This window comes from Streptomyces sp. NPDC005820 (assembly GCF_040630255.1).
GTDB lineage: Bacteria > Actinomycetota > Actinomycetes > Streptomycetales > Streptomycetaceae > Streptomyces.
Genome location: NZ_JBEXXE010000081.1, coordinates 19,899 through 27,132, shown reverse-complemented (window position 1 = coordinate 27,132; position 7,234 = coordinate 19,899). Strand labels below are relative to the sequence as shown.

6 protein-coding genes are annotated in these 7,234 nt (G+C 68.8%); 5 read left to right on the top strand and 1 reads right to left on the bottom strand.

Annotation, left to right across the window (positions count from 1 at the left end):
- Positions 1 to 203: 203 nt before the first annotated feature.
- Positions 204 to 1,703, top strand: coding sequence for an MFS transporter (locus tag ABZ464_RS49760; RefSeq protein ID WP_359289198.1), 1,500 nt, complete (start codon positions 204 to 206; stop codon positions 1,701 to 1,703).
- Between the two features lie 353 nt (positions 1,704 to 2,056).
- On the opposite strand, the gene ABZ464_RS49755 is transcribed toward ABZ464_RS49760, so the two are convergent.
- Positions 2,057 to 2,209 carry a hypothetical protein gene (locus ABZ464_RS49755; RefSeq protein ID WP_359289196.1) on the bottom strand — a complete coding sequence of 51 codons (153 nt, stop codon included), beginning with the start codon at positions 2,207 to 2,209 and terminating at the stop codon, positions 2,057 to 2,059.
- Positions 2,210 to 3,341: 1,132 nt separating this feature from the next.
- Between ABZ464_RS49755 and ABZ464_RS49750 the strand changes: the two genes are divergently transcribed.
- From ABZ464_RS49750 to ABZ464_RS49735, 4 genes are all read left to right on the top strand, one after another.
- Positions 3,342 to 4,847: a transcriptional regulator gene (locus ABZ464_RS49750; RefSeq protein WP_359289194.1), complete on the top strand. Its 1,506-nt coding sequence runs from the start codon at positions 3,342 to 3,344 to the stop codon at positions 4,845 to 4,847.
- Positions 4,829 to 5,413 carry a helix-turn-helix domain-containing protein gene (locus ABZ464_RS49745; RefSeq protein ID WP_359289192.1) on the top strand — a complete coding sequence of 195 codons (585 nt, stop codon included), beginning with the start codon at positions 4,829 to 4,831 and terminating at the stop codon, positions 5,411 to 5,413. Before ABZ464_RS49750 ends, ABZ464_RS49745 begins: the two co-directional genes overlap by 19 nt.
- A gap of 179 nt (positions 5,414 to 5,592) precedes the next feature.
- Positions 5,593 to 6,306 carry a ParA family protein gene (locus ABZ464_RS49740; protein WP_359289190.1) on the top strand — a complete coding sequence of 238 codons (714 nt, stop codon included), beginning with the start codon at positions 5,593 to 5,595 and terminating at the stop codon, positions 6,304 to 6,306.
- The gene (locus tag ABZ464_RS49735; RefSeq protein WP_359289188.1) at positions 6,303 to 7,196 is read left to right on the top strand and encodes a hypothetical protein; all 894 of its coding nucleotides are present in this window, start codon (positions 6,303 to 6,305) and stop codon (positions 7,194 to 7,196) included. The genes ABZ464_RS49740 and ABZ464_RS49735 overlap by 4 nt, the downstream gene beginning before the upstream one ends.
- The last annotated feature ends 38 nt before the right edge of the window (positions 7,197 to 7,234 follow it).

The window sequence follows — 7,234 nt, the reverse complement described above, 5'->3', positions numbered from 1 at the left end:
TCGCCCAGGTCGGAGCCTCCGCAGCAGCCGGCGCACTGGCCGGCGCCGACATCAACAAGACACTCGCCATCGCCGACACCGACGCAGCCCTCCAGGGCTGAAATCTCAGCCCGTCACCCGCTCGCCTCACCTTCACCGGCGAGGAAACCAATCAATTTCCATTCCAGACGTCTTTCCGTCATGCCCACCAAGCAAGGGAAAAAATGAGTACCAGCATCGACCGCGGGGCGCCCGCCTCCGGAAAGAAAGACTCGGGCCTTCGCGGCTCACATGCCGTGCGCTGGTGGGTGCTGGCCGTCATAGGCCTGGCCCAACTCATGGTCATGCTCGATGCGACCGTCGTGAACATCGCGCTGCCCGAGGCGCAGCAGGACCTCGGCTTCAGTGACGGCAGCCGGCAGTGGGTCATCACGGGTTACGCGCTGGCGTTCGGCAGCCTGCTGCTGCTCGGCGGCCGACTCGGTGACCTGTTGGGCCGACGTACCCTCTTCGTGATCGGCTTGGCAGGTTTCGGGGCCGCGTCCGTTCTCGGCGGCTCGGCCGGCAGCTTCGAGATCCTCGTCGCGGCACGGGTGGCCCAGGGTCTCTTCGCCGCGCTGCTCGCGCCCGCGGCACTCTCACTGCTCAGCGTGACCTTCACCGAGCCGTCTGAAAGGGCGAAGGCCTTCGGTATCTTCAGTGCGCTGGGGGGTGCGGGCGGCGCGATCGGGCTGCTGGTCGGAGGCATGCTCACCGAATGGGCGTCGTGGCGCTGGGTGATGTACGTGAACGTCGTCTTCGCGGTCCCCGCCCTGATCGGTGCATTGCTGCTGCTGGCCAAGCCCGTGGTCACCAAGAAGCCCCAACTCGACATTCCGGGCATCGTCGTGGTGAGCACCGCGCTGTTCGCCGTCGTCTACGGGTTCGCGCACGTCGAGTCCACCAGCTGGACCGACCCGGTCGCCCTCGGCTCCATGATCGTCGGCGCGGTGCTGCTCGTGGTGTTCGTCTGGCTGGAGTCCAGGGTCGCGCATCCGCTGCTGCCGCTGCGCGTCGTGCTGGACGGGACCCGCGGTGGTTCGTTCATGGCGGTGTTCGTCATCGGCATGGGAATGTTCTCGATCTTCCTGTTCCTGACCTACTACTTCGCGGCCAGCCTCGGCTACTCGCCGATCAAGACCGGTCTGGTGTACCTGCCGATGGTCGCGGCCGTCGTCGCTTCGTCGACCACAATGCCTGTGCTGGTGCTGCCCAGGGTCGGCCCGAAGATCGTGATCACCGCCGGCTTCCTGGTCGCCGCAGCCGGTATGGCCCTGCTGACCCGGATCGAGCTGGACAGCACCTACGCCACCCACATCATGCCCGGCATGATCCTGATGGGTCTCGGCATCGGTAGCGTGATGACCACCGCGTTCCAGGGGGCGACCTCAGGCCTGCACCACGAGGACTCGGGCGTCGCCTCGGCGCTGATCAACACCGGTCAGCAGGTGGGCGGCTCCATCAGTACGGCGCTCCTGACCACCATCGCCTCCTCGGCCGCGACCGACTACCTGACCTCGCACAAGCCCAGCGCGCTGGCCGCGGCGCAGGCCGGGGTCGAAGGCTACACAGCCACCTTCGCGTGGGGCTCCGGGTTCTTCCTGGTCGGTGCGGTGATCGCGGCGCTCCTGATCCCGAACCGGGCTCTGGAGCCGTCCGAGGGCGAGCCCGTGATGGCCCACTGAGCCTGGATCCACCCCAGAGATGCCCTGCTACCTGCGATGACTGTTGTTCTCAGGACACGAATCAGCGCAGGAAAGCAGGGCATCTCCAGGGTTCCACCGCGACCGTCTCGCCCTGCGCATCCACGACGGGCCATTCTCCGCGATGGACCTCAGCGCCCGCCACCCGCGCACCGGAGAACTGCTGTCCGGCCTCGGGCCGCCAGTGACGGAGTCAGCGGGCTCCATGGGCACCATCCAGGGCGCGATCAGCGACCTGGGCAGCCGTAACAGCACGACGGCCGGCCGGAACGAAGCGCGGTCCCTGCTGATCCTCACCCAGGCCCTCGCCGAAGCGCCCGCTTCGACTTCATCTCCTACCGCATCAGCCAGGCGATCAGAGGCAGCCAGAAGTGGTACCCGGGAACGTCGTCGAGGGTCAGCAGCAACATCGACGCGACGGGCATAGACCTCGAGAACAACTGGGACGGTATCTCCAGGGCCGCCCAGGACGCGACCCAGAACGGCACCCACCCGAGCGCATCGGCGACGGCACCCTCTGGACGCCGCCAGCCATCGACGCCCAGTTGGCGGTGGCTCTCCACCACTCTCTATGACACGGCGAGCCCCTACCTCGCCACGGTCGCCGGGGTGGGTGTCGGACGACGCTCACCCCATGGCGATCGCCATCCCTCCGACGACTGCATCGTCCGCGCCCCGCACCGGTCGCCCGCGCGGGGTGTCGCAGGGCGGACGTCGTCCACGTCAAAACCCACTTATTCGGACCCTGAGGACGGGGACGCGGCCGAGGCGACGGGCCTGCAGCACCTCGTCGACCGCGACACCGAACAGCAGAGTTCGGCGCCCGACACACCCCCTCGCAGGTCTCGACCGCTCCGACGCCGACGGCCACAGCCGCCCGTTCAAGCCGATCTCAGTCGACGCAGTCACCCCGGGGAACCGACCATGGCGGGCTCGGCAGCGGGGGCGTCGGCCACTCTGGCTGCCCCGGCCAGGACGATGACTCGCCCCTGTTTGAGATTGAGAGCACAGTCACCATCGCGCCGCCCCAGACGGACTCCGAACCGCCTCCAGGACAGGTCAACTGGCGGCAGTGAGGGCGTCCCGGGCTGGTGAAGCGACGGCCCGGCAGAAAGGCGGTGCCGGCGAACGAGGCGGAGTTCGTGCACCAGTACGCCGCTGCCGAGGTGAAATACCGAGCGGCAGACGAGTCGGGCTGTACGCCGGGTATTCCTGACGCACCTTTCTGACCTGCGGCTTCGTGGGGCGTATCGGTTGTGACCTGCTAGGTCGGGTTGCAGAGGCGACCGGAGGCAGTCAGAGGAAACCGCTCTGATTCGACCCCGATTCGAACCGAGCTGCTCGGAGTCAGTCAGAGGAAATCACTCTCTGACCTGGCTCCGAGTCGGCCCAGGTCGGACGGTGTTGATCAGGCCGTGAACCCGCTGACGGCACTCCGAATCGACCTCGGTCGAGCCGCGATGGGGACGTCTGCCTCCAGCACCGGAGCCAGGCATACGAATGCCTCCAGGATGGCCATCCTGGAGGCATCGCTGGCACCGATTGGAGGTCGGTACCGGACACCACCCGTGGTTTTAGCGGGCCTGGGTGGCGTCTCTGTCCTTGCGGGACGGCTCCACAGTGCCACACAGCACCCACCAAATAGGTTCTTCCCGACGGCCATTTCACCCAGGCGAGCGACTGGGCCTTCACCAGCTGCCTACGGCCGCAGCCGATCTCATTCTGCTCGGGGACCTCACCGGCCGCTATGCGGCGGGCAGTTACAGCAAGCTCGCCTCCGACGGCCGGACCCTGGTCCTGCGCGCGGACCGTCAGGGCGCGGCCGAGCACGGGCACCGGATCACGGCGGCCATCGCATGTCACGTGGCCCGCGCCGGCGGAACCGTCGACGAGCTGACCCGACTACTGCTGCACCCCGAGCATGAGGGCGGACGGCACGCCCGGCACATCGCGCTGCGCTCTGGGTTGGCGCGCGCCCTGGACTACATCAGTCGGGTGTGGGCCAGCGCCTCGGCCGCGGTCAGCAGCACGAGGGTCCTGGAGTCGCGCCAGCACGCGTACGAGGTACTCGCCGCACTACGCGACCGCATCGAGACGACGCCCTGGCGTGGGGAACGCGGGCGGACCGCACTGCGGGTACTGCGGGCGCACCTGAACTTCGCCGAGACCGCAGGCGGTCCCCTGCACCACGCCAGCGAGCGGCAGACCTCAGAGGAAGCGGGGATATCCCGCACGACCCTCCGGGTCGTCTACGAGACCGTCCTCAAACCGTGGGGCTGGCTGCGACGTCTGCGCGTCGGCCACGGCCGCGAAGGCTCGACCTGGTATCTCGCCGAGGGCAGCCCCGATCACCACAGCATCCCCGTAGCGCAATCTCGTTTCCGAACCACTCAGTACCCCCCCGACCTGGCACTTGAAGAGTGGCCCACCCCTGAGACAGCCGCAACGGCCGACCTCGACTCCACCGTCATCGGCCGGCTGATGGGCCACGACGCCTTCGCCCACCGCGGTCTCGGCAGCGCCGCACTGGTGATCATCGGTGCACTGCACGCCCAGCCGGCACAGACGGCCGCCGAGCTCGTCGGCTCATCCTCCGTCTCCCGCGCCACCCTCTACCGCACCTTGCGGCGCCTGGCCGACCACGGCCTCGTCACCCACAGCGGCGAGACCTGGACCCTGGCACCTCATGCTCTGGAGGGCTTCGGTGACCTCCCTCCGGAGGCTACGGCCGAAGAGATCACCAAGCCGACCCGCGGCTGGGACGCAGTCGCGACACGGCACGGAACCACGGGCGTCGCGTCCCGGCGCAAGGCGATACACGCCGCCGAGCGCGCGGCGTACCAACGGGCGCTGGAGCGACTGTCGGAGCACCGCAGCAAGGCCGTGGTGATCGTCCGCGACGGGCGCCAGGTCGTGGTTCCCGCGCCACGCCCTGACGAGGTTCCCACCGCGTGGCACGCCCCGGACGGCCATGTCCTCGATCCGGTCACCGGCCGCGCCGCTCCCGACTGGCGGATCGCCACCGATGGACGGCTGATCCTCATCACCCCTGCCGACCAGCGCAGTTACGACGAGCTGGCCGCCGCCCATGCCGAAGCCCGCAGCGAATGGGAGTCCGCAGCGTGAACCCACCCCCTCGACCAACGGCCGATCACGACGATCAGGTCACCGCGCAAGCACTGCGGGAGCAGTACGAATCCGGTGCCACCGTGGACCAACTCGTGGCGAGCAGTGGCCTGTCGTACGGCACGGTCCTCAACCGGCTGCATGAGGCAGGTACCGTGATGCGCACCTCGTGGCAGACGCGCAGGCTGCGCGACGGGCAAGCCCGCCGCAACCTCGCGGCCCGCCTGCGCCGCCTCTACGAACAACAGGGCGCCACCCTCACGGAGTTGGCAGCGGCTGGGTCCGTGACGCGACGTGTGGCTCGGCGGCTGCTGATCGAGGCTGGCGGCACGCCCAGGACCACCCAGCAGACGCTACGCATCCGCTCCGCGGCCGATGCCGCACGGCGAAAGAAGCTCGCGTCGTCCCTGCGAGCGCGGTACGAGGCCGGCGCCACGGTGCCGGACCTGGCCGCGGAGTGCAGCTACTCCATCGGCACCGTCTACCGGCTCCTGCACCAAGCGGGCACCCGCATGCGGCCCAAGCACAACCACGGCCCGGCCCGCACCCCGAGGAAGCGGTCATGAGCGCCGCCGCACGGGTCCCCGGCCCGGCCAGGCAGGTCGCGGGACCGATCACAGGCCAGCCCGAATACGGCGCTGCTCGGGGTCCTCCGTCGCCCACGCTCAGCAGCCACCGAACGTCGGTCTAGTCGCCGACGCATGCAAGTCAACGCAACTTTCCCGATTCAGGAGATCAAGCACACGTGAGTGAGAACACCCGTACCAAGACCCTGGCCGCGGCCACGGCCAGCGCCTGGGACGCCTTCGTCATCGTGGTCGGCATGCTCAAGGGCGGCACCGGCAAGACCACCTCCGCCTGGTTCACCGCCCTCTACTACGCCGTCGTCCTCGGACTGCCGACGCTGCTGCTGGACGCCGACGCAACCAGCCAGTCCGCCTACGACTGGTTCAAGGTCGCCCAGGCCGCCGGCTTCGAGATCCCGGCCAACCTGGTTGTCGAGCGATACCCGTTCGACGACATCGCCGAGTACATCCGTGCCAAGCGCGCCGAGTTCGGCGCGATCGTGGTCGACGCCGGCGGCGGCAGCGCCCGCATCTTCCACGAGGCTGTCACCGAGGCGAACCTGCTGCTCGTCCCGGTTGCCCCCACCAAGATCGAGCGCCGCAAGCTCGTGGCCACCTTCGACGAGGCCGAGCGCGCCGCCGCCCGCAACGAGCACGGCGTCACCGCCCACGTGGTCATGGTCAAGGCCGACGACCGCACCAGCCTGCCGGGCCGGGCGAAGGACCAGCTCCTGGAGCCCGCTGAGGGCGAAGGTATCGGCCCTGACCGCGACGAGCCGTTCCCGCTCGCCGAGACCACCATCCACTCCTGGGTGCACTACATGGAGGCCTTCGGCGAGATCCCCACCGAACTGAGCGAGTACGCCAACCTGATGAAGGAACTCACCGCATGAGCGAGAAGAACGAGCGGCCGAAGCCGCCGGCCCGCCGCACCGGCGGGCGCACCCTGGGCGGGGCCAAGAAGACGACCCCGCCGCCCCCTCCCCCAGCCGCCGAGCTCACCCCCGAGCAGTTCGCCACCGAACAGGCCGCCGCACGGGGCGAAGGCCGTCCCACTGCCAGCGAGCCGCAGGTTCAGCCCGCTGTATCCAGCGTTCCCATCGGCGTATCGACGCAGGACCCGACCGAGATGATGGCCGAGGTGACGCAGGAGGCAGCTGCACCGCCCGCCCATCCTCGCGTCGAGGCCGCGCCGAGCAGCCCGGCGCAGGACCCTGTTGCCAGTCAGTCAGCCCGCCCAGCCGTCGTCGCCTCCGAGGCCGGAACAGAATCTCCTGTGGCGTCGATGGAGTGGCAGGCGCTTGGGCAGACCGTGGCCCCGGCTGCACAGCCTTCAGCACCTGCAGCTCGGCCCGCGCCATTGGCCGAGCACGTCTCGCAGCACGAGGCGTCTCAAGACACGGGAGCTACTCCGGGTGTGGCGCACACCGCTGAGGTGGCGATTCACTCGACAGTTCTTCCCGTTATGGGAGCCGCTGCGTTCCCTGTGAGTGCTGGCGCAGCGAATCCTCAGCATGAGCAGCAAGCCGGTTCGGATACGGTGCCCAGTAACGGGACTTCATGGGAGCACGGGTCGGGACGCCCGAAGGACATCCCGGAAGCGGCGGTCGTCCTCAATCAGCGCATCATCGCGCGCGAGAGCCTCGACTCCTCGGTCCCCACCGCGCTGAAGCTGAAAAGGCGCATCAAGCGCTTCGCGCTGGACAACGAACTCGATCACCTGCCCATGGGCGACATCGTCTCGGTTGCGCTGGACGAATGGCTCACCACTCGCGGCTTCTGACACGCCGCACGGCACAGGGGGCGGCCGCCAGCTCGCTG

Excerpts from the sequence above, each read along its gene's own strand:
- ABZ464_RS49760 (WP_359289198.1), top strand. The coding sequence starts at position 204 with ATGAGTACCAGCATCGACCGCGGGGCGCCCGCCTCCGGAAAGAAAGAC.
- ABZ464_RS49745 (WP_359289192.1), top strand. The coding sequence starts at position 4,829 with ATGGGAGTCCGCAGCGTGAACCCACCCCCTCGACCAACGGCCGATCAC.
- ABZ464_RS49735 (WP_359289188.1), top strand. The coding sequence starts at position 6,303 with ATGAGCGAGAAGAACGAGCGGCCGAAGCCGCCGGCCCGCCGCACCGGC.